This is a genomic window from Rhodococcus sp. WS3, from assembly GCF_003797085.1.
Taxonomy (GTDB): Bacteria; Actinomycetota; Actinomycetes; order Mycobacteriales; family Mycobacteriaceae; genus Rhodococcus_F; species Rhodococcus_F globerula.
Window position 1 is genome coordinate 1355832 of record NZ_RKMA01000002.1, and the last position, 21843, is coordinate 1377674.

The 21843-nt window shown below is 62.8% G+C and carries 22 protein-coding genes; 3 read left to right on the forward strand and 19 right to left on the reverse strand.

The genetic code is table 11. From position 1 onward, the window contains the following. Positions 1–2 precede the first annotated feature (2 nt). From EEB13_RS20340 to EEB13_RS20360, 6 genes are all read right to left on the reverse strand, one after another. Positions 3–1040: a sulfate/molybdate ABC transporter ATP-binding protein gene (locus tag EEB13_RS20340; protein WP_033232961.1), complete on the reverse strand. Its 1038-nt coding sequence runs from the start codon at positions 1038–1040 to the stop codon at positions 3–5. Then, complete coding sequence (cysW, locus tag EEB13_RS20345) at positions 1037–1843, reverse strand: sulfate ABC transporter permease subunit CysW (protein WP_033232959.1); 807 nt, start codon at positions 1841–1843, stop codon at positions 1037–1039. The genes EEB13_RS20340 and cysW overlap by 4 nt, the downstream gene beginning before the upstream one ends. Further along, a complete protein-coding gene (cysT, locus tag EEB13_RS20350; protein ID WP_033232957.1) occupies positions 1843–2688 on the reverse strand; it encodes a sulfate ABC transporter permease subunit CysT in 846 nt (281 codons plus the stop codon). The genes cysW and cysT overlap by 1 nt, the downstream gene beginning before the upstream one ends. A 7-nt stretch (positions 2689–2695) precedes the next feature. Further along, complete coding sequence (locus EEB13_RS20355) at positions 2696–3727, reverse strand: sulfate ABC transporter substrate-binding protein (protein WP_033232955.1); 1032 nt, start codon at positions 3725–3727, stop codon at positions 2696–2698. Positions 3728–3931: 204 nt separating this feature from the next. Next, positions 3932–4021, reverse strand: coding sequence for an Ms4533A family Cys-rich leader peptide (locus tag EEB13_RS32335; RefSeq protein ID WP_309599224.1), 90 nt, complete (start codon positions 4019–4021; stop codon positions 3932–3934). 122 nt (positions 4022–4143) lie between these two features. Continuing rightward, a complete protein-coding gene (locus tag EEB13_RS20360) occupies positions 4144–4386 on the reverse strand; it encodes a hypothetical protein (protein WP_033233174.1) in 243 nt (80 codons plus the stop codon). A gap of 83 nt (positions 4387–4469) precedes the next feature. Between EEB13_RS20360 and EEB13_RS20365 the strand changes: the two genes are divergently transcribed. Next, positions 4470–6428, forward strand: coding sequence for a glycoside hydrolase family 15 protein (locus EEB13_RS20365; protein ID WP_033233173.1), 1959 nt, complete (start codon positions 4470–4472; stop codon positions 6426–6428). A gap of 35 nt (positions 6429–6463) precedes the next feature. Here the strand turns inward: EEB13_RS20365 and EEB13_RS20370 are convergent, their stop codons facing one another. Together EEB13_RS20370 and lepA are read right to left on the reverse strand one after the other, a co-directional pair. Further along, positions 6464–7399 carry an NAD(P)H-dependent flavin oxidoreductase gene (locus tag EEB13_RS20370; protein ID WP_045066971.1) on the reverse strand — a complete coding sequence of 312 codons (936 nt, stop codon included), beginning with the start codon at positions 7397–7399 and terminating at the stop codon, positions 6464–6466. Positions 7400–7405: 6 nt separating this feature from the next. Then, positions 7406–9298, reverse strand: a complete 1893-nt coding sequence (gene lepA / locus EEB13_RS20375; protein WP_033232951.1) for a translation elongation factor 4 — start codon at positions 9296–9298, stop codon at positions 7406–7408. Positions 9299–9416: 118 nt separating this feature from the next. On the opposite strand from lepA, the gene EEB13_RS20380 reads away from it, so the two are divergent. Continuing rightward, on the forward strand, positions 9417–9935 hold the full coding sequence (locus EEB13_RS20380; protein ID WP_045066969.1) for a type II toxin-antitoxin system PemK/MazF family toxin: 519 nt from the start codon (positions 9417–9419) through the stop codon (positions 9933–9935). A 52-nt stretch (positions 9936–9987) separates the two neighbouring features. On the opposite strand, the gene EEB13_RS20385 is transcribed toward EEB13_RS20380, so the two are convergent. From EEB13_RS20385 to EEB13_RS20400, 4 genes are all read right to left on the reverse strand, one after another. Continuing rightward, positions 9988–10761 carry an aquaporin gene (locus tag EEB13_RS20385; protein WP_033232946.1) on the reverse strand — a complete coding sequence of 258 codons (774 nt, stop codon included), beginning with the start codon at positions 10759–10761 and terminating at the stop codon, positions 9988–9990. A 61-nt stretch (positions 10762–10822) separates the two neighbouring features. Beyond that, complete coding sequence (locus EEB13_RS20390) at positions 10823–11653, reverse strand: transglutaminase domain-containing protein (protein WP_095885913.1); 831 nt, start codon at positions 11651–11653, stop codon at positions 10823–10825. Between the two features lie 8 nt (positions 11654–11661). After that, on the reverse strand, positions 11662–12633 hold the full coding sequence (locus EEB13_RS20395) for an alpha-E domain-containing protein (protein WP_033232943.1): 972 nt from the start codon (positions 12631–12633) through the stop codon (positions 11662–11664). A 40-nt stretch (positions 12634–12673) separates the two neighbouring features. Next, positions 12674–14293 carry a circularly permuted type 2 ATP-grasp protein gene (locus tag EEB13_RS20400; protein ID WP_045067891.1) on the reverse strand — a complete coding sequence of 540 codons (1620 nt, stop codon included), beginning with the start codon at positions 14291–14293 and terminating at the stop codon, positions 12674–12676. 198 nt (positions 14294–14491) lie between these two features. On the opposite strand from EEB13_RS20400, the gene rpsT reads away from it, so the two are divergent. Further along, positions 14492–14752 carry a 30S ribosomal protein S20 gene (rpsT, locus tag EEB13_RS20405; protein ID WP_033232941.1) on the forward strand — a complete coding sequence of 87 codons (261 nt, stop codon included), beginning with the start codon at positions 14492–14494 and terminating at the stop codon, positions 14750–14752. 124 nt (positions 14753–14876) lie between these two features. Here the strand turns inward: rpsT and holA are convergent, their stop codons facing one another. The 7 genes from holA to rsfS form a co-directional block, all read right to left on the reverse strand. Then, positions 14877–15851, reverse strand: a complete 975-nt coding sequence (gene holA, locus EEB13_RS20410; RefSeq protein ID WP_095885912.1) for a DNA polymerase III subunit delta — start codon at positions 15849–15851, stop codon at positions 14877–14879. Beyond that, positions 15848–18208, reverse strand: a complete 2361-nt coding sequence (locus tag EEB13_RS20415) for a ComEC/Rec2 family competence protein (protein ID WP_095885911.1) — start codon at positions 18206–18208, stop codon at positions 15848–15850. Before EEB13_RS20415 ends, holA begins: the two co-directional genes overlap by 4 nt. Continuing rightward, on the reverse strand, positions 18205–19029 hold the full coding sequence (locus EEB13_RS20420) for a ComEA family DNA-binding protein (RefSeq protein ID WP_095885910.1): 825 nt from the start codon (positions 19027–19029) through the stop codon (positions 18205–18207). The genes EEB13_RS20415 and EEB13_RS20420 overlap by 4 nt, the downstream gene beginning before the upstream one ends. Before the next feature lie 86 nt (positions 19030–19115). Next, the gene (locus EEB13_RS20425; protein WP_141486128.1) at positions 19116–19952 is read right to left on the reverse strand and encodes a DegV family protein; all 837 of its coding nucleotides are present in this window, start codon (positions 19950–19952) and stop codon (positions 19116–19118) included. 4 nt (positions 19953–19956) lie between these two features. Continuing rightward, positions 19957–20724, reverse strand: a complete 768-nt coding sequence (gene octT, locus EEB13_RS20430; protein WP_095885909.1) for a diglucosylglycerate octanoyltransferase — start codon at positions 20722–20724, stop codon at positions 19957–19959. Beyond that, complete coding sequence (locus EEB13_RS20435; protein WP_045066957.1) at positions 20711–21385, reverse strand: histidine phosphatase family protein; 675 nt, start codon at positions 21383–21385, stop codon at positions 20711–20713. Before EEB13_RS20435 ends, octT begins: the two co-directional genes overlap by 14 nt. Beyond that, complete coding sequence (gene rsfS / locus EEB13_RS20440; protein WP_141486129.1) at positions 21382–21828, reverse strand: ribosome silencing factor; 447 nt, start codon at positions 21826–21828, stop codon at positions 21382–21384. The genes EEB13_RS20435 and rsfS overlap by 4 nt, the downstream gene beginning before the upstream one ends. Positions 21829–21843 lie beyond the last annotated feature (15 nt).

Sequence of the window (21843 nt, forward strand, 5' to 3'; positions counted from 1 at the left end):
CGTCACACCTGGCCTACGAGGCTCACAACCGTCGGAGAGTCCACCGGCTCTTCCGGAAGGTCCGGAACCCGAGTCGCACGGGCGTACACCGTCTCGCCGGCTTCCAAATGCAGAGCAGCACTGTCTCCGCGCGTGACCTGAGCTGAGAACAGCTCCCCCGTCGCTTCGTTGCGCAGGTCCACACGAACCTCGAAGCCCAGGTACACCACACGTTCGACTGTTGCCCGGGTGACGCCGAGCGATTCTGCGGTTCCGGCTTCCTGAGCGAGAGCCATGCTGGGGTCGCGGCCGAGCCGGATGTCGTGCGGGCGTACCAACTGGCCGTTGAGCTTGGCGACAGATCCGAGGAAGGACATCACAAAATCGTTGGCCGGGCGGTCGTAGAGGTCGGCAGGTTCACCGATCTGCTCGATCCGTCCCTTGTTCAGCACAGCGATGCGATCCGCGACATCGAGGGCTTCTTCCTGGTCGTGGGTGACCAGAACCGTCGTGACATGCACTTCGTCGTGCAACCGGCGGAGCCAGGTGCGCAGGTCTGCGCGAACTTTCGCGTCCAGCGCGCCAAAAGGCTCGTCGAGCAGCAGCACCTGCGGATCGACGGCAAGGGCACGCGCCAATGCCATCCGCTGACGCTGACCACCGGAAAGCTGTGCCGGATAACGATGCTGGAAGCCGTCGAGGCCGACGATCTCCAGAAGTTCGTTGACTTTCTTCTCGATCTCCGGCTTCGGACGCTTACGGATCTTGAGACCGAACGCGACGTTGTCGCGAACCGTCATGTGCTTGAACGCGGCGTAATGCTGGAACACGAACCCGATGTCACGCTTCTGCGGGGAGACGCCGGTGACGTCCTTTCCCGCAATCGTGATGGTGCCGGAATCGAGTTGCTCGAGACCCGCGATCGACCGCAATAGCGTCGACTTGCCGGAGCCACTCGGCCCGAGCAGTGCGGTCAGGGAACCGGACGGGATGTTGACGGACACGTCGTCGAGCGCCGCGAAGTCACCGTAGTTCTTACGCGCCCCGGTCACAGTGATCATGTGTTGCTCCTCTTGCGGTCCAGCAGCGTCATCAGCAACAGGACAATGATGGCGATGCCCATCAGCAGAGTAGCTGCCGAATACGCACCAAAGGTGTTGTGATCGTCGATGTATCGCGAATGCACGAGCAAGGTCAACGTCTGGGATACCCCGGGGAAGCCCGACGACACCATGATGACAGCTCCGAATTCACCGAGAGAGCGGGCAACGGTCAACACGATTCCGTAGGTCAAGCCCCACCGAATCGCGGGCAACGTGATGCGCCAGAACGTCTGCCACCCCGAAGCACCGAGCGTCGCCGCGGCCTGCTCCTGCTCGTCACCGATCTCGTGCAGGACGGGTTCGACCTCACGGACGACAAACGGCAACGTGACGAAGATGGTTGCGAGCACCATGCCAGGCAATCCGAAGATCACCTTGAATCCCAAGGACTCGATTCCGCCGAACCATCCGTTTGCGCCCCACAGCAGGATCAGCGACACACCGACCACAACAGGCGAGACCGCAAACGGCAGGTCGACGACGGACTGCAAAACACCGCGACCGGGAAAACGCCCGCGCACCAAGGCAAGTGCGGTGACAATTCCGAAGATCACGTTGATCGGTACCACGATCACCACGATGAGCAGCGACAGATTCAGTGCCGAAATCGCCGCAGGCGTCGTGATCGAGTCGATGAACGCGCCGATCCCGTTCTCGAACGTACGCGTCAAGATCACGCCGATCGGCACCACAAGAAGAACGAACAGGTACAGCAGCGCGACGGACCGCAGTCCGATCCGCGATTTCGTGGAAATGTTCATCAGCCGCGTTCCTCACGTCGTTGACCCCGAGAAGAGAAGAGACGCAGCACGAACAGCGTCACGAACGCGATGAGCAGCAAGGCCACCGACACCGCAGCAGCATTGGTCGGACGATCGATTTCGATCTGCTGCTGAATGTACTGCGACGTCACCTGCGTCACGCGCGGAATGTTGCCGCCGATGAGAACCACGGAACCGTACTCACCGATCGCTCGCGCAAACGCCAGGCCGGCTCCTGAAATCACGGCAGGAGCCAGCGTCGGCAACACAACGGAACGGAAGATCGTCCAGTTGGACGCACCCAAAGATGCTGCCGCTTCCTCGACTTCACGATCGACCTCCATCAGAACCGGCTGCACCGAACGCACGACAAACGGCAGCGTCACGAATGCCAGCGCGACGATCAGGCCGGGCTGGGTTGCGTTGAGGTGAATGTCGATCGGTGACTGCGGCCCGTACAGCGACAGCAGCACGATCGACGCCACGATGGTCGGCAACGCAAACGGCAGGTCGATCATCGCGTTCACAATTCGCTTGCCCGGGAACTCGTCTCGCACAAGCACCCACGCGATGATCGTGCCCATCACGACGTTGATCAACGCCACGACGATCGAGGCGAACAGCGTCACCCGCAACGACGCCAGCGCGACCGGTGCGGTGATGGCGTCCCAGAACCCGGCGATACCGTCGTCGAAAGCGGTGACGGTCAACGCCGCGAGCGGCAGCAGGACGATGATGGAAAGCCAGAGTGTGGCCACGCCGATGCCGAGTGGCCCGACGCTTCCCGTGACCCGCGCGAGTTTGGGTTTGCGGGTAACGGGCGTGCGTTCAATGGTGTCGGTCACGGCAGTCTTACTTGGTTGCGTTGTCGTAGATTACGGCGATGGAACCGGTGTCCTTGGTGAACAGTGTGGAGTCGACGGTCTTCCAGCCACCCAGATCCGTGATGGTCCACAGCTTCGTGGGCTCCGGGAACTTGTCGGTGAACTCGGCGGCAACCGCGGGATCAACCGGGCGGAATCCTGCTTCGGCCCACAGCTTCTGGCCTTCGGTGGTGTAGAGGTAATCCTTGAACGCCGTTGCCTGCTCCAGAACCTTGCTGTTCGACAGCACAGCGACCGGATTCTCGATCTTGAACGTCGTCGGCGGGGTGACGTGCTCGACCGGATCACCGTTGCCCTCGATGAACAGTGCTTCGTTCTCGTAGCTGATCAGAACGTCGCCGCTGCCCTGCAAGAAGGCTTCCGATGCTTCGCGGCCCGACTTCGGCTGGATCTTGACGTGATCGTTGACGAGCGCGGTGATGTAGTCGAGGCCGGCCTGCGGGTTCTTGCCGCCGTCACTCTTTGCCGCGTACGGCGCCAACAGGTTCCACTTGGCCGAGCCCGAACTGAACGGGTTCGGGGTGACAACCTCGAGGCCGGGCTGGAGCAGGTCGTCCCAGTCCTTGATGCCCTTCGGGTTTCCGGGACGCGTCACGATGGTGACAACCGATCCGAACGGAATTCCGTTGTAGGCGTCCTGATTCCAGTTCTTGTCCACCAGGCCCGCGTCGACGAGACGCGTGATGTCGGGCTCGACGGAGAAGTTGACGAAGTCGGCTTCCGCGCCGTCCTTCACCTTGCGCGACTGGTCGCCCGAGGCGCCGTACGACGGGTTGAACGCAACGTTCTTGCCGTCTTCCGTCGCCTGGAATGCGGGAATCAGCTTGTCGAAACCGGGCTTCGGGACCGCGTAGGCAAACAGGTTGATCGTGCCGGCGCTACCATCGCTGGCAACCGTATCGGCACCGACGGTATCGCTCGAGCCACCGCTGCACGCTGTGAGTACCACGGCCCCCATGGTCGCGATAGCAGTGAGGAGTGTGCGGGAACGGCGTTTCATTGCAGATACCTTCCGAGAGGGCTGACAGAAAAGGGCTGACACAGCGTGAAAGTCCGAGACCTCTGGGGCTGAATCCATCGGAATGTTCGGACATGAAGAGCCGACGGGGCTTTAAGATGCCCATGGTCGGGGGGCGCGAACTACGCGCAGAAGAGTTCGAGCGGGGCGCACGTGCGCCGCCGAGGAATTCGAACTACAGGGAAATCAACAACAGGCGACGTCAGCGACGTCAAGCATGCCGACAGCGATCAACGCCAACTGGTGGCGGATCTGGGGAGCTGCTGCTTCGGACACGTCGAGGACTCTAGCAGAGCATTCCGGCGGTCTCGAATCGAATCTCTAACGAGTGAGAAGCCACGCCACGATACAAAGAAGGATCAGGGCGATCAGTGCAAGAGTGACCCGTGAGCGGGGCATCAGTTTTCCTCGACTTCTCTGAAAGATTTCTCGGGGGTTTTCTCGGAGATTGCCGCTGGGGTGCGTCGTAGCCACTCGAAGACCGGCGACGACAGCACTGCTGACAATCCACGATCCAGACCGATCGCGATGCCGGCACACAGTGGAACAACAACGGCAAGGACCAACACGACCTGTGGGATGAAGGGAAGGCCGGCAATCCACAGCTCCACGCCGTCCCACCAACCCGCAATTCGCTCCACGCTCATCACCCTATCGTTCGCCGCCGCGGGCACCGAACGACTGTGGAGTGGACGTGCCTCAGATCTGGCCGGACAATGTCCGAATGAGTGTCGACGACGAAGTAATGCAGGCCGTCCCCTCCACCACGGCAGGCCACCACCGAAGCACCTTCCCACCCATCGACGACTACGCATTTCTGTCCGACTGCGAGACATCCTGCTTGATCGCCCGGAACGGATCAGTGGAGTGGATGTGCGTCCCGCGTCCCGACTCTCCGAGCGTCTTCGGCGCGATCCTGGATCGCAGTGCAGGGCACTTCCGGATCGGCCCGTACGGTCAGAACGTTCCGGCAGCTCGCCGCTACCTTCCCGGCGGGCTCATTCTCGAGACCACCTGGCAGACCGAGACGGGATGGCTGGTCGTGCGCGACGCGTTGGTTCTCGGCCCGTGGCACAACGTCGACAAGCGTTCCAGCACTCATCGGCGCACACCCACCGACTGGGATGCAGAACACATCCTGCTCCGCACTGTGAAGTGCGTCAGCGGCACTGTCGAACTCGAAATGAGCTGCGAACCGGCCTTCGATTACCACCGGGGTGCCGCAATCTGGGAGTACACCGGCAAGGTGTACGAGGAAGCGACGGCCACGTGCCATTCCTCACGGCCCGGCGATCATCCGTCACTGCGCCTCACCACCGATCTGCGCCTCGGACTCGAGGGGCGCGAAGCCCGTGCACGCACCCGGTTGGTCGAGGGCGACAACGCGTTCGTCGCACTGTCGTGGTCCGAACTGCCGTCGCCGCAGACCTTCGACGAAGCCGCCGAGATGATGTGGCAGACCGCAAAATCGTGGCGTGAATGGGTCACCATCGGCAAGTTCCCCGACCATCCGTGGCGGGCCTACCTCCAGCGCAGCGCACTCACCCTCAAGGGGCTCACCTATGCCCCCACCGGCGCCCTCCTTGCCGCCTCCACGACATCTCTCCCGGAAACACCTGGCGGAGAACGTAACTGGGACTACCGCTACGCGTGGGTTCGCGATTCCACCTTCGCGCTCTGGGGCCTCTACACCCTCGGACTGGACCGCGAAGCCAACGATTTCTTCAACTTCATCTACGACGTCTCCAGCTCCGACCACGGGAAACCACACCCCTTGCAAGTCATGTACGGCATCGGCGGTGAGCGAACCCTCGAGGAGTCCGAACTGAGCCACCTGTCCGGCTACGACGGTGCGCGGCCGGTACGGATCGGCAACGGCGCGTTCGACCAGAAGCAGCACGACATCTGGGGCACCATGCTCGACTCGGTGTATCTCCACATCCGCACCCGCGAGCGTGTCCCCGAAGCATTGTGGCCGCTACTCAAGCGGCAGGTCGAGGAAGCCATCAAGCATTGGCGTCAACCCGACCGCGGGATCTGGGAAGTGCGCGGCGAACCGCAACACTTCACGTCGTCGAAGATCATGTGCTGGGTTGCTCTCGACCGCGGCGCCAAGCTCGCAGAAATGCAGGGCGAGAAGAGCTTTGCGCAGCAGTGGTCCGCCATTGCCGACGAGATCAAAGAGGATATCCTCGCTCACGGCGTCGACTCTCGTGGTGTGCTCACCCAGCGATACGGGCACAATTCACTCGACGCGTCGCTGCTTCTCGCGCCGCTCCTGCGTTTCCTCCCGGCCGACGATCCCCGTATCCGGGCAACCGTGCTTGCCATCGCCGACGAACTCACCGAGGAAGGCCTGGTTCTGCGCTACCGCGTCGAAACCACCGACGACGGATTGAGCGGCGAAGAAGGCACATTCACCATCTGTTCGTTCTGGTTGGTCTCGGCGTTGGTCGAGATCGGCGAACTCGAGCGCGCGAAGCACCTGTGTGAGCGTCTACTCGGATTTGCCAGCCCGCTCAAGCTCTACGCCGAGGAGATCGACGCACACACCGGCCGTCATCTCGGAAACTTCCCGCAGGCGTTCACCCACCTGGCATTGATCAACGCCGTGGTGCACGTGATCCGCGCCGAGGAGGCCGCCGAAGCCGGCGCATTCCAGCCTGCGCACAACGCGACGTAAGTCCCCTGCTGTGCGCCTTTCTCAACCGCCCGCGGTCAAGAAAGGCGCACAGCAGATAGGTGGCGCTCCGCATCCGCGCCGATCCGCCGAACCACGTCACCGGCGGGGTGAGTTCCATGCACGAGTCCCACCGCTTCTCCGGCATACACGACGCCGTTGTTCGGATCGGACGGGTCGTACGCCTTTGCGAGAGTGCCCTCATCGGCATCGACGCCGTCCCACGCTGCCGTGAAGTCGTTGGCGATGGCTCGGCCACCCCAACGCTGCGGCCACGGCTGACTGCGCGCTCGGTCGAACACGGACGTGTAGACGGTGTCCGCACTCCCGGCTTCGACGACGCGATCACGCGCGTAATCCGGGCCGACAGTTTCGGGGCTGGCGAGCAACGCGGTCCCGATCATCACGCCCTCCGCGCCGGCAGCAAGAACCGCGGCCAGACCGCGCCCGGTCCCGATCCCACCCGCAGCGAGCACCGGCAGCGAGGTTGCTTCGAGGATCTCCTGCAGCAGCGGGAGAGTTCCGATGCGGCCGGTGTGCCCGCCGGCCTCACCGCCCTGCGCGATGACGGCGTCCACTCCCGCGGCCTCGACAACGCGGAGGTCTTCGAGCGTATTGATCTGTGACACAACGGGAATCCCGGCATCGTGGATGCGGCCGACATAGGCGGCGGGATCACCGAACGACAAGGTGATCATGGTCGGTTTGACCGCTATCGCGGTGTCGAGCATCAATTCGTTCTCGGGCAGTGACCACGTCATGAGCCCGACACCGAATTTCCCGCCGATCGAGCGAGCCACGTCGGCTTCGGCCTCGATCCACTCGGGTGTGTTGTACCTGGCCGCCCCCAGCAGACCCAGCCCACCGGCAGCGGAGACCGCGCCGGCGAGAGCGCCACCGGCCCGCCCACCCATGGGTGCCCCGAGTACCGGGATCTCGATTCCGAATTCTCGGGACAACCAGGTGGTGATCATGCGCTCCTACTTCTTGGGCTTCTCGCCGACCGATTCGGATGTCAGTGCTGCCACGAATGCTTCCTGCGGAACCTCGACGCGGCCGATGGTCTTCATCCGCTTCTTGCCTTCCTTCTGCTTCTCGAGCAGCTTGCGCTTACGGCTGATGTCGCCGCCGTAGCACTTGGCAAGGACGTCCTTGCGGATTGCGCGAATGTTCTCGCGCGAGATGATCTTCGCGCCGATCGCGGCCTGGATCGGAACTTCGAACTGCTGACGCGGGATGAGCTCGCGCAGCTTCGATGTCATCCGGCCACCGTAGGCACCGGCGTTGGAGCGGTGAACGATCGAGGAGAACGCGTCGACGGCCTCGCCCTGCAGCAGAATGTCGACCTTCACCAGGTCTGCCTGCTGCTCGCCGGCCTCTTCGTAGTCGAGGCTGGCGTAGCCCTTGGTGCGGGACTTGAGCGCGTCGAAGAAGTCGAACATGATCTCGCCCATGGGCAATTCGTAGCGCAGTTCGACGCGGGTCTCCGACAGGTAATCCATGCCGCCGAGCTCACCACGACGCGACTGGCACAGCTCCATGATTGCGCCGACGTACTCGCTCGGCGCGATGACGGTGCACTTGGCGACCGGTTCGTACACTTCACGAACCTTGCCTTCAGGCCAGTACGACGGGTTGGTGACGATGACCTCGGACCCGTCTTCCATCACGACGCGGTACACGACGTTGGGCGCCGTGGAAATCAGTTCGAGACCGAACTCGCGCTCGAGACGGTCACGGGTGATTTCCATGTGCAGCAGTCCCAGGAAGCCGCAGCGGAAACCGAATCCCAGAGCAACCGATGTCTCGGGCTCGTACGCCAGGGCCGCGTCGTTGAGGCGGAGCTTGTCCAAAGCGTCGCGCAGCACGGGGTAGTCCGAGCCGTCCATCGGGTACAGACCCGAGTAGACCATCGGCTTGGGATCGCGGTAGCCGACGAGCGGTTGTGTGGCGCCGTTGCGCGTTGTGGTGACGGTGTCACCGACTCGCGACTGACGAACGTCCTTCACACCCGTGATGAGATAGCCCACCTCGCCGACGCCCAGGCCGATACTGGCCTTCGGCTCGGGCGAGATGATGCCGACCTCGAGCAGTTCGTGCGTGGTGCCGGTGGACATCATCGTGATCTTCTCGCGCGGACGGATCCGGCCGTCGACAACACGCACGTACGTGACCACGCCGCGATACGCGTCGTAGACCGAGTCGAAGATCATCGCGCGAGCCGGACCGTCGGCATCACCGACGGGTGCGGGAATCTGCACGATTACTTCGTCGAGCAGTTCCTTGACGCCCATGCCGGTCTTACCCGAGACGCGCAGGACATCGCCGGGCTCACAGCCGGTGATGTGCGCAATTTCCTCGGCATAGCGGTCGGGATCGGCAGCCGGGAGGTCGATCTTGTTGAGGACGGGAATGATCTTGAGATCCTTCTCCATCGCCAGGTACAGGTTGGCCAGTGTCTGAGCCTCGATGCCCTGAGCTGCGTCGACCAGCAGGATCGCGCCTTCACACGCTTCGAGCGCACGCGAGACCTCGTACGTGAAGTCGACGTGGCCGGGGGTGTCGATGAGGTGGAGGACAAACTCTTCACCGTTGACAGTCCAGGGCAGGCGCACATTCTGGGCCTTGATGGTGATGCCACGTTCGCGCTCGATGTCCATGCGGTCCAGATACTGCGCGCGCATCGCCCGCTCTTCGACCACGCCGGTGAGCTGCAGCATGCGGTCTGCCAGCGTCGACTTACCGTGGTCGATGTGCGCAATGATGCAGAAGTTCCGGATCTGCGCAGGATCCGTGAACGTCTTGTCGGCGAAGCTGCTGATGGGAGACCCCTTAATCGGACCGGCACCGGCCCGGATCCGGGCCACTGTCAACCCTTAGGATATCCAAGTCTCACCGCCGCCGCGCCAGCGGTTCCCGCACAGAGCACTCGGGTGTGCCCGCACCAAGCGCTCAGGGTTCCCGCGCACCATGCGATTATGCTCGGTCGCCATGGCAAGCATGTGGAAGCAGCTCGGTAGAACCCTCGGTAACTTCGCTCTGGACAAGGGCCCGACACTGCTACGCCAACTGCAGTCGTCGAACGCGTCGACGGGCACGTCCGGCCGACCGGTCGCGGCGCGCACCGTCCCCACCGCGCATCGCGCCCGCAAGGTCGAATACTCCCCCGATCTCGACGGCAAAGCCGATCCCGGCGAGATCGTCTGGACCTGGGTCGCCTACGAAGAGGACCCGACGCAGGGCAAGGACCGCCCGGTTCTGGTTGTCGGCCGAGACGGGGACACACTTCTGGGCTTGATGCTGTCGTCGCAGAGCAAGCGCAACGGCGAGCGAGATTGGGTCGCCATCGGGTCCGGCCCGTGGGACAGCGAAGGCCGCCCAAGTTGGATCAGGTTGGATCGTGTTCTCGACGTCCCGGAAGCCGGTATTCGCCGCGAAGGAGCCGTCATGGACCGCAAAAAGTTCGAGTTGGTCGCCACAAAACTTCGGGCCGACTTCAGCTGGAGCTGAAGCCGACCCGAAGGACAAAGCACTACCGAAATCGCTCAGCTGTTGAGGCGGCTCAGCTGTTCAAGCGATTGAATCGGCCGAACAACGCGCGGTAGATCAGTGCGCCGAGTGCGCCGCCGATGATCGGGAACACGATGAACAGCCACACTTGGCCCATGGCACCGACCTGATACGGGGCGACGGCAAGGCTGCGGGCGGGGTTCACGGACGTGTTGTCGATCGGGATCGAGATCAGGTGGATCACGGCGAGCGTGAAGCCGATGGACACTCCGGCCAGCGGAACGTCGGAGATCTGGTCGGTGGACGCCAGAACGACGAACACCAGAAGCGCGGTCAGCAAGATCTCGATGATCATCGTGGCGCCGATGCCGTAGCCGTCGGACACCACCATTCCCAGGAGGTTCTTCTCGGCCGACGGACTGTGCGCTCCCCATCCGTTAGCACCCAGGCCGTCTGCGACTCTGTTGTAGGCAGGAAGGCTGTTTGCGACGGTGTAGATGACAACACCTGCAAGAAGACCACCGATTATCTGAGCGACGATGTAGATGCCCGCATTCACTGCCGAGATTCGCCCGATGGCAAATTGGCCGACGGTCACCGCGGGATTGACGTGACAACCCGAAATCGGGCCGATGGCGTACACCAGAAACAGCAAGGTCAAACCGAAAGCCAGAGCAACTCCGAGGTTTCCGACTTTCGCACCGGCAAATACGGCGGTGCCGACGGCGGAGAACACCAGTACAAATGTCCCCACCGCTTCGGCCACATATTTCTTGACGTCCGAAATCGGTTCGACCTCGGTTAATTCCTGTGCAGTTGGAGACATATTCCCACCTTCTTCGTCAATGAAACGGCAGTAATGCTCACGCGTCTAGATTTGCCGGACTTTACGCAAGGCGAGTGATCTCCACAACAACTTCGAGATCTGTCGATCGACCGCCGGAATAGATTCCCTTCAGCGGCGGCACATCCGAATAGTCCCGACCTATCCCGACCGCGACATGTTGTTCATTCACAGCTATCACGTTTGTCGGGTCGTATCCCCACCAGGCACCCGTCCACGCCTCGATCCAGGCGTGTGATTCCCCGACCACCGTGTCCCCGATAGCGGCATCGCGCGTCGGATGCAGATATCCGGAAACATATCGACACGGAATTCCCATGGTGCGCAGTATGTCGAGTGTCAAATGCGCATAATCCTGACACACACCTTCGCGTGCGGCCCAGGCTTCGACCGCCGACGTGTGGACGCCGGTAGTCCCGGGCACATACGACATTTCGCTGTACACCCATTTCGACACGGCCACTACCGCTTCCTCCGGCGATAAACCCTGTCGCAATTCTTCGGCAATTGCCGTGAACTTCTCGTCTCGCGGGACATAATCCGTGAAACTCAATTGTTCGTTGAACCGATCCTTGATCGAATTACCGGCCAACTCGTCCCAGCCGACCTTTTCTTCCGGCGCGACAAACGGTTCCGTCTCGACAACGGAAAGACCGGTGACTTCCAGTTCCTTATGCGGCGCATGAAGATCGAAAGCCGTCACGGCAGTACCCCAATAGTCGGTGTACCGGTAGGCACGCGAAGCCGGTTGGGTCTCGACGCGGTTCAAGATGACAGTTTGCCGGTTGTCACCCCGTGGAGTCAGTCGCACCTCGTTGTACGACGACGTCACCGGAGCTTCGTAGGCATATCCGGTCGTGTGTACAACCCTCATTCGCCAACTCACAGTTCCCCCTCCACAGTCGCCTCGGCGTAGACAGCACTTGCGTCAGTCCACGCGACCCATGGCGCGGCATGGAAGTACTGCAACGAAATAGCCTCACCCAGTTCGCGACACGTCTCCTGCCAACCCAACAGTCTCAACTGCAAATCCTCGAGCAACACTCCCTGGGGGAGGAACTCGAGCTCACTTCGTGCCCTACCGAGCAATCGGGTGGCCTCAGCGCGGATCCCGACCCGGCTGGCCTGCTGCGGGTCCAGTTCCTCCAGGCACTTCTCCGCTTGCCGAATCGAGTGGAACACCGACCGCGGAAACAGCCGATCGAGAAGGATGAACTCCACGACCCGGTTCGCGTCGAGAGCACCACGGTAGGTACGGAGGTACGTGTCGTGCGCGCCGGCCGAGCGCAGCACCGACACCCAGGCAGGCGACGTCGGCTTGTCCCCCGCACGGGCCAGCAGCATGCGCACGATCATGTCGACTCGCTCGATGGAGCGACCCAACAGCAGGAACCGGTAACCGTCGTCGCGGCTGAGCGTCGAATCCGCCAGTCCCGCAAACATTGCCGCGCGTTCCTCGACGTAGCGGAAGAACTCGTGTGGCCCGAGGTAGCGCGACGCTCGCTCGCGCTCCCCCAAGCCGTTGTACGTCGTGTTCAGGCACTCCCACATCTCACTGGACGTCACCTCACGTGCGCCACGAGCGTTTTCCCGGGCGCTCGACAGTGAGTCGACGATCGATCCGACCTGATTGCGACTGAACGCAACAAGATCCGTCAGCGACCGCACATCCAGTTCCTCTTCCGGCGCGTCGATTCCGAGGACCCGAAGCAACAACCGCGACGTTCGATCCGGATCGAGGGTCGTGTCGTCGAGCAGTTGGTGGACGGTCACGTCGAGGATGCGCGCGGTGTCATCGGCCCGTTCCACGTAACGGCCGATCCAGTAGAGAGATTCGGCATTTCTGGCAAGCATCCTTACATCACACTCCGTTCTGTTGATCGCTTCGGCGTGATCACTGTTGTTGTTGATTCAGTTGTGACGGAGTCAGTTCCGGGCCCTTGTCAGGTTCTGCGGATTCCGGCGGTTCGCCGACAAGTTCCTCACCCGCCAGTTCCCCGGCGTCGGTTGATGTCGCCGCGGCCAATACCCACGTGTCCTTGCTTCCCCCGCCTTGGCTCGAGTTGACCACCAACGAGCCTTCCGGGAGCGCCACGCGAGTCAACCCGCCGGGCAATACCCAGATGTCGTCACCGTCGTTGACCGCAAAGGGACGCAGATCGACATGACGCGGCGACAACACGTCCCCGATCTTCGTGGGCACTGTCGACAACTGCACCACCGGTTGAGCGATCCAGCCGCGCGGATCGGCTCTGATCTTTCCGGTGATCTCGGCCAGTTCCGCCGGGCTCGCGTCCGGGCCGAACACGATGCCGTACCCACCGGACCCCTCGACGGGTTTGATCACCAGTTCCGCGACGCGGTCGAGTACTTCCTCACACTCGTCGTCGAGCCAGCAACGGAACGTGTCGACGTTCTGCAGCAACGGTTTCTCACCGAGGTAGTAATCGATGATCTGCGGCACATAGGTGTAGACAAGTTTGTCGTCTCCGACTCCGTTTCCCACAGCACTCGAAATCACGACGTTGCCCGCCCGGGCCGCGTTGAGCACGCCGGCCACACCGAGAATCGAGTCCGGGCGGAAGTGCATCGGGTCGAGGTAGTCATCGTCTATCCGTCGGTAGATCACGTCGACCTGACGTTCACCTTCCGTCGTGCGCATGTAGACGACGTTGTCGCGGCAGAAGAGGTCGCGGCCCTCCACCAACTCGACACCCATCTGTCGCGCGAGCAGCGAGTGTTCGAAGTACGCCGAATTCGCGACACCCGGTGTGAGAACAACCACAGTTGGGTCGGCTTCGTTCGTGGCCGCACCGGCTCGCAGGGCGCGCAGCAAATGAGTTGCATAATCACCGACAGCACGCACCCGGTGCGACATGAACAGGTCCGGGAACACCCGCGTCATGGTCCGACGGTTCTCCATCACATAGGAGACCCCGGACGGTGATCGCAGATTGTCCTCGAGCACCCGGAAGTCACCGACTTCGTCCCGGACCAGGTCGATCCCGGCCACGTGAATACGCACGCCGTTGGGCGGCACAATTCCCGTGGCCTCCCGGTGGAAGTGCTCACACGAGGTGACCAGCCGCCGGGGAAGCACGTGATCACGCAGAATCCGCTGTTCGCCGTAAATGTCTGCCAGAAACAACTCCAGCGCTTTGACCCGTTGTTTGATGCCCTTTTCGAGGTGCGCCCACTCCTGCGCCGCGATAACGCGCGGAACCACATCCAACGGGAAGGGGCTTTCCTGCCCCGAGAGCGAGAACGTCACCCCCTGATCGATGAAGGCGCGACCAAGTGCGTCTGCGCGGGCCCCGAGGTCCTTACTGCTCGTCGGCGCCAGCGCGGAGTACACCCCTCGATAGGACTCTCGCACTGATCCGTCGGCGTCGAACATCTCGTCGAAAGCCAACTCGTAGCGACCGATGTCCGCATATCCGTCGAACACTCCGGAGGGACGCGCCCGCGTCGTGGCCGAGCCTGTATTCACCACATTGTCTGCCGTCGGCGTCATAGCAAACATGCTGCTACACGTCCGCGATTTGAGCAGTGCGGAAACATCCCCGCAAACCCCGTGTAACCTTCTCAATCAGGCGCATCGTGCGGCGGTTTGGGATATTCGACCCTGGACTGGTAATCTTGCCAGTCGGTGCATCAGTGCGCCCACAGCTTTCTCGACCGTAACCAGCTAAAGACGACAAGGATTTTACGCGTGGCCAACATCAAGTCCCAGGTGAAGCGAATCCGTACCAACGAGGCGGCCCGACTCCGTAACCAGTCGGTGAAGTCCTCGCTGCGTACCGCGATTCGTTCATTCCGCGAGGCTGCGGCAGCCGGTGACAAGGACAAGGCCAACGAGCTCCTCGTCGCCACCAGCCGCAAGCTCGACAAGGCAGCCAGCAAGGGCGTTATCCACGCCAACCAGGCTGCAAACAAGAAGTCTGCACTCGCGCAGGCTGCAAACAAGATCTGACACATCCTCGTTGGCGGTTCGCCGTCATCAGTGGTGTTTCAATAGCCGCTCCGGTCTACTCGACCAGAGCGGCTATTGTTCGTTCAAATAATGCGTTCGAATAATACGGGGTGCCGAGCGCGTCTTACTTACGCAGCGCACAGACCTTACGCACCGCTGATTCCAGCGCATAGGACGAGTCGACGGCCGCACCCTTCACATCGGCGTTGAGCGCGGCAACAATCTGCATTGCTGCGCCGATCGACGCCGGGTCCCAGCCCTTCACTTCCTTGATTGCCTTCTTGACCTTCCACGGCGGCATCCCGAGCTCCGACGCCAACCGGAACGGATCACCGCCCCGGGCATACGGGCCGACCTTCGCGACGGTATGCACCGCGTCGGCGAGGGCGTCGGCCAGAAGAACGTGCGGGGTTCCGATCTGGTCAGCCCAGCGAAGTGCTTCGAGCGCGCCCCGGGTATCGCCGACGATTACTTTGTCCGCGACGTCGAACCCCGACACCTCGGCCCTGCCGGAGTAGTACTGATGGACAGCGTCGACGTCGATCTTCCCGCCGGTATCTGCAGCCAACTGGGAACACGCCGATGCCAACTCACGCAGGTTCGAGCCGACGCTTTCGATCATCGCCCCGATGACAGCGGGCGAAACCTTGACCTGTGCGGACGAAAACTCGGCCCGAACAAAATCGGTCAACTGAGATTTGTTGAGTTTGGCGCACTGATGAACTACGGCGCCCAACTTCTCCAGCGCGGGCGCCAGTGCTTTTGCGCGTCCACCACCGGAGTGCAGAACAATCAGCACAACACCTTCGGACGGTTCGCGGGCTGCGTCGAGTACCAGTGCAACGGCGTCCTTGCCGGCCTCCGCTGCCGCTTCCAGAACGATCACACGATCTTCCGCGAACAGCGACGGACTGAGCAGTTCGGCAAGTTCTGGCGCATTGGCATCGCCGGCACGCATCCGGGTGATGGGTAGATCCGAGATTCCCTGCCCACGATCACCACGAACGGCCTTGATCAACGTCGACACTGCCCGTTCGATCAGGAATTCGTCGTCTCCGAGAACGAGGTGCAACGGATCGAGGCCAGCCGGAGTACTCACCCGAAGATCGTCCCACGAGGTACCGACACCACGGACACGGACCCGTCGCCGCTTCCGTACACCGCGAGCGTGCCACCTTGATCGGTACGTGCCACGACGCCGCCCAACGATTCCAGCTCGCTCAACACCTGCGGATGCGGATGCCCGAAGGTGTTGCCGGCGCCGGCGCTCACCAAGGTCAGCCGGGGGCGAACCGCCTCGAGAAATGCTTTCGATGTAGTTCGTGAGCCGTGATGCGGCAGTTTCAGGACATCTGCCCGCACGTCGATTCCGCTACGCATGATCGACGCTTCACCCGCGGTTTCCGAGTCGCCGGTCAACAGTATGCGGCCTGCACTCGTGTGCGCCATCAGCACCAGGGACTGATCGTTGGCCGACGCGTCCGCGTCCACGACATCACGGGGTACCGGCAACACGGGACCGAGAACGTCGAACTGCACCGTCCCGAGAACAAACGTGGACCCGGCGCGCAGACCGACCAGCGGAACTCCATGGGCTCGTGCGGCCGCGTCCACATCGCGAAAACCTGATTCCGGCAACAACATCGGGCCGACACCCACAGCCGACACCGAACGACCGGCAAGCACGGCGTCAAGCCCGGCGATGTGATCGGCATGAAAGTGACTGATCAGAACGAGCGCAATATCGTCGACCCCCAACATGTTCAGGCAACGGTCCATCGACGTCGGATCGGGCCCGACGTCGATCACGATTACCCGCCCATCCCCCGTGGCCAACACCAGTCCGTCGCCCTGCCCCACATCGCACATCACCATGGCCCATCCCGGCGCCAGCCGCCCACCGGAGAAGACGTGGTGAAACGCCAGTGCCAGCACCAGTCCCGTCAGCACTGCGCCGAGTAGCCACCGCGAGATGCGATTCCACAGCAGGAGTATCGAGACAAGCACCAGCCCCAGGACTACAAGTGCCCCGAGCAATCCCGACGGCACGGTGAGGTTTGCCCCTGGCACCGAGGCAGCCCGGTCCGCGACGGAGAGCAGCCACCACATCGGCGGCCGCACAGCCAAAGCCAGAAGTGCGGCCGCGGGCACACTGACCAAGGCGAGCAGCGCCATCAGCGCTCCCAATACCGTGAGAACTCCGATCACCGGTGCCACCAACAGGTTTGCGGCTATCGACACGACACTGAGCGTGCCTGCCATCGCGGCCACTACCGGCGCGGTGACAGCAAACGCGGCACTCGACACTGCCGTCATCTCTGCCAGCCACCGCGGCCAACCGCGCAGCCGAAGTGCGTCGACCCACACGGGCGCAAGGATCACCAATGCCCCGGTTGCCGTGGTCGACAACACAAATCCCCAGTCGACGGCCAGTTCCGGCATGACGATCACCAACACGATGACGGCGGCACCCAACGCGGGCAGCGCCTGTTTGCGTCGTCCCGTCACCAAACTCAACAATCCGATCGTGCCCATCACCGCGGCGCGAAGCACACTCGGCGACGGCCGCGCCACAATCACGAACGCCAGGATCGTCACAGCTGCAAGTGCCGCCCCGATCCGCGGATCGAGTGCGGCAGCCCGCACCAGCAGTAACACAGCGCCCAGGAGAATGCTGATGTTTGCACCGGACACGGCGGTGAGATGAGAAAGACCGGCCGCCGTGAAGTTGTCCTTGACCACCGGAGACAAGGCAGAGGTGTCCCCCACGACCAAACCGGGCAGCAGGCCCGCCGCATCGGGAGCCAGCGCCTGAGCACATACCTCCGCAAATCGAGACCGCACGACGCCGGCCCACCGCTGATACCACGGTGCGCCGCCGATCTCGAGCGGCCCGCCTTCGGTGGTGATCACTGCCAACGTCAGATCCGAGCGCGATGGAACGCTTACCTTTCCCCGAATCGTAAGCGCCTGTCCGGGAAGCGTTTCCGGCCACAGTCCGCTCGGCGCGCGTACTGTCACGGCGCCGCCGGCGTCGTAGTGCTGATTACCCACGGTCAACGATCGCACCGATGCCCGGAAATACACCTGACCGGGACCCATCGACGACGCCGTCGCCCGTGGGTCCTCGGTGGGGTTCACCTCCGCGGTCACCCACCCTCCGGATGCCGCCGCGCGCGCCAGTGGATGCGCTTCGACATCTGCCATCCGCCACGCAGTCACAGCGCTGAATGCACCGCCGAATACGCAGGCCACCAATAGGACCGGAATCCAGCCCGTAGATCCCCACCGCCACACGCAAACAGCCAGGCCGGCGCAGGCAATGCCCGAAGCCACCGCGACGCACCACGCAAGTCCGGGCCCGAACACGATGCCCGCAGCAGTTGCTCCCCACACCGCCACCGCTGCGGGCACAAGCCTCGCGTCGAGAACCCGCTGCTCTGCATCCCCGTTCACACTGTGACCAGAGCTCGCAGCTTGTCGAGCCGCGCCGGGCCTATGCCGTCCACCTCACCCAATTGCTCTACATCCGTGAACTTTCCGTTGGACGTACGCCACGCGAGGATCGCACTGGCCGTGACGGGTCCAACTCCGGGAAGCGCGTCGAGTTCGGCTTCCGTCGCAGTATTCAGATTGATCGGCGCCCCATTTGCACCCGAGGGAGCGGATGCACTCGGCGTAGCCGACCCCCCGCCCGCTGTAGTCGAACTGATCTGCTGATCCGGCGAATCACCCACCGCACCAACAACTACTTGATCGCCGTCGGACAGTTTCTGTGCCAAGTTCAAGCTGAGAGTGTCAGCGTTGTCGAGCACCCCACCGGCCGCGCTCAGTGCATCAGCGATCCGTGAGGTATCGGGCAGTGTCACCAATCCGGGGTTGTGCACCAGCCCGACAACACTGACAACCACCGATGCCGGACGAGAGTCATCGACGAGCGCTGACGGCTGAGCCTGATTCGATGTCGCGACCGGAATCCCCACAGCTGCAGGCAGTGCCGGCACCGCCTGGATTGTCGGCGAATCCCACCACAGTGCAAAAACACCGAGCCCGGCGGCAACAAGCGCAATGAAAACCAACACAATTGCACCGCGCCGGTGCGGACTCCATCGCATACCGCGCCAACGTTCGGGCACCGCGGCAAACCGAGCATCCTCCTCAGATCCGTCTTCCTCGTCGACATCCAGAAGCCACTCGGGCACTGCCGGACGGGCGACGTCGCCGCTCATCGCGGAAAGTCGATCACGCACCCTCTCCCGCTCTTGATTGATCCGCATGAAGCGACGCTAGCGAGCGGCCACTGATCTGTGCAGCGAGAGAAATCGTGTTGGGGATAACTGGCAGTCTGTGGATAACCGACTGTTCAGGGCACATCTTCCGGAAGTGGGCACACCACAACACCGATCGCGCCTACGCCTACGTGCACGCCCAGGACTGCGCTGAAATCGGTGACCACGGTTTCGGCGACATTCGGGATTCGCTCGGACAGTTGTGCTGCGATGCCCTCGGCTCGTTCCCGAGCTTTCATGTGATGGACGGCGACGGCCACGCGGCTGCGCCCCGCTCGCTCCACTGCCGCATCAACCAATCTCGCGAGCGCTTTGGTGCTGGTGCGAGTTTTTTCTTTCAAGACCAGTTTGCCGTCCACCAGGTGCAGCAGCGGTTTCATCGCCAGGGCGGTACCCAACAACGCTGCCGCGGTACTGATCCGGCCACCACGACGCAATTGGTCGAGCTTGTCGACGAAGATGAAGGCGCGCCCGCGTTCGGCAACGTCGACAGCGCGGTCGTACACGAGGTCGAGCGGAGATCCGGTCGCTGCGAATCGTGCCGCTTCCAAGGCCGGGAACCCCAAACCCATACCGGTGGACGCTGAATCGACGATGCGTACCTTGCCGCCGAATTCCTCGGCCGCCTGCCTCCCGGCGTCCCAGGTGCTCGAAAGTTGCCGCGAGATGTGGACTGCGACAACACCGTCGCCCTGGCTCAGGTCCAGTGCGCGCCCGTAGGCCTCGGTCAGCTCTGCCGGTGAGGCACCAGCCGTCGAGAGCCCGGACAGGTCGTCGGGAATGGTGTCGACGCCTTCGAGGAAATCAGTGCTGTCACGAAGGATGTGCAACGGAACGACTTGGAGCCCACACGCTTCGGAAGATTCGTGTGGGACGCAGGCAGACGAATCCGTGACGACGACAACTGACACTTCGCTACCCGACCTCACTCGCGGACGTGGGCGCACGCTGAGCTTCGGCGGCGCGAATTGCGGCAGTCATGGCCCGGGCGACACCGATGTGTCCGTCCCAACCCCAGTGAATTCCGTCCGGGTTGCCATTGTCGGAGAACACGTTTTCACGTACCGCGTCGGCAAGATCCACAACAGGTACGTCTTTGGCTGTTGCCCATTCGGTGATCGCAGATACTGCGGCCGGACGACCGGCATGGACACTCGCGTACGCGTCACTGCGATGCACGGACGGCAACGTCGCGATCATCGGCAGTTCGGGACGCATGTATTCCAACGCGTTTCGTGAGCTCTCGAGGTATTCGACGCTCAGCTTCGGTGGCAGCGCCACGGGGCGGCCGAGTGGTGCCAGGCGCGGTTGAAGCCACTGGTATCCCTCGCGGACCACGCGTCGTAGGGCCGGTGGCCGCACGTAGCGGATGGTTTCACGCAACGCGGTGGGCAGCGGTGACGGCAGAGAATCCATACCGCCGACGGCAAACACAACAGCCCCGGCGCGCGGGACGGCAGCCCACACTCGCGGGTCCTGGGTCAGCGCCCACCACGCGTCGCGACACGTCCAGCCGATGCGCGCGACAAGCTCGACGTCCCACCCCAACTCCTCGGCGACGAGGTTGGGCCAGATCCGCGGATGGTCGGCGGCCAGTCCGCCTTTGGGGCCGAAATACGACAGCGAATCGGCAATAACCAGAAGGACGGGGCGCTGCCCGTCGGCACTCTCAGAGGACGTCATTTGCGACACTCGCAGAAGCATTCCATACGTCGAGTCGCCATTCGATGGAAGCCGGATCTCCGTGTCCGCTGAGCTGAACCCAACTCGTATTTCCGAGACCGCCCAGAATCGCCCAGCGGTCGATCGGCAAGTCGAGCAGTGCAGCGGTCAACGCCGCGATCAAGCCGCCGTGTGCCACCAGGACAACCGGCCTCTCGGCCCAGTCGGGAAGTGCCGCCAGAAGTTCCGTCACCACCGGCACACTGCGCTTCGCAACGTCGATGCGGCTTTCACCGCCAGGCGGGGCCAATGTCGCGTCAGCTCGCCACGACGCCCGGAGCCCAGGTGTCTGCTCGTCGACGTCGCTGTGGGTCAATCCCTGCCAGTCGCCGAGGTGCGTCTCACGCAGACGCGTGTCGGTGAGGACCGGAAGCCCGGCCGCATCACCGACAGCGACTGCCGTGAAGTACGCGCGCTTGAGGTCCGAGGACACGATGGTCAGCGGCGCACGGTCGGCGATCACCGGACCGGCACTCTTCGCTTGCGTGCGCCCCAACTCCGACAAGTCGGTGTCGAGTTGCCCCTGCATCCGAGAATCGGCGTTGTACACGGTCTGCCCGTGGCGGAGCAGAATCAGCCGCCGCACAGGATTCGACGCCGCTCCCGGCGCCGAGGAGGTCACAGTGAAGGTTCCTGCGCGTCCGGCTCGGCAACCGTGTCGGTGTCGAACACGGTGTGTGCGTCAGCCGGTCCCGGGATGTTCAGGCCGAGTCCGTCGACCTCGACTGCCGGGCAGTCCTTCCACAGACGATCGAGAGCGTAGAAATTGCGCTCCTCGTCGTGCTGCACGTGAACAACGATCTCGGCGTAGTCGAGAAGTGCCCAACGACCCTCGCGGGTGCCTTCACGACGGATCGGCTTGTGGCCGGCCTCGCGGAGGCGATCTTCGATGTTCTCGACGATCGAGTTCACCTGACGCTCGGTAGCGGCGGATGCGATGACAAAGCAGTCCGTGATGACCAATTGCTCGGACACATCGAGCACCACCACTTCAGTGGCCAGCTTCTCGTCGGCTGCCAGGGCCGCGATGCGTGCCATGTCGATGGCTTCGGTTGTTGCGCTCACTCGATGTTCTCCAGT